Origin of the sequence: Photobacterium chitinilyticum (assembly GCF_004104355.1) — a bacterium.
GTDB lineage: Bacteria > Pseudomonadota > Gammaproteobacteria > Enterobacterales > Vibrionaceae > Photobacterium > Photobacterium chitinilyticum.
Window position 1 is genome coordinate 1 of sequence record NZ_RJLM01000150.1, and the last position, 541, is coordinate 541.

Here is a 541-nt window from a genome sequence, read left to right on the forward strand (position 1 = left end):
GGCGCGTCCGGGAGGATTCGAACCTCCGACCGCCTGGTTCGTAGCCAGGTACTCTATCCAGCTGAGCTACGGACGCGCAGGCTTCTTTCCGAAGAAAGAAATTTTGTCTGGATCTGAAATTGTAGCTGGAAGGCATATTTCAGAAACAACAAAGAATGGCGGTGAAGGAGGGATTCGAACCCTCGATACGGGATAAACCGTATACTCCCTTAGCAGGGGAGCGCCTTCAGCCTCTCGGCCACCTCACCACACAAATCAATGGCGCGCTCGGGAGGATTCGAACCTCCGACCGCCTGGTTCGTAGCCAGGTACTCTATCCAGCTGAGCTACGAGCGCACACTTAATTCGGTTTTACTGCACCGCATCGCAGTAACGATACCATGCATATCAATAATGGCGCGTCCGGGAGGATTCGAACCTCCGACCGCCTGGTTCGTAGCCAGGTACTCTATCCAGCTGAGCTACGGACGCGCAGGCTTCTTTCCGAAGAAAGAAATTTTGTCTGGATCTGAAATTGTAGCTGGAAGGCATATTTCAGAAA

General features: G+C 52.7%; 4 tRNA genes. All 4 read right to left on the minus strand.

Features of this window, described 5'->3' with window-relative positions:
- Positions 1–2 precede the first annotated feature (2 nt).
- A tRNA-Arg gene (locus EDI28_RS26285) sits at positions 3–76 on the minus strand.
- Positions 77–156: 80 nt separating this feature from the next.
- Positions 157–248, minus strand: a tRNA-Ser gene (locus EDI28_RS26290).
- Positions 249–259: 11 nt separating this feature from the next.
- Positions 260–336 (minus strand) — tRNA-Arg (locus EDI28_RS26295).
- 58 nt (positions 337–394) lie between these two features.
- Positions 395–471, minus strand: a tRNA-Arg gene (locus EDI28_RS26300).
- Positions 472–541 lie beyond the last annotated feature (70 nt).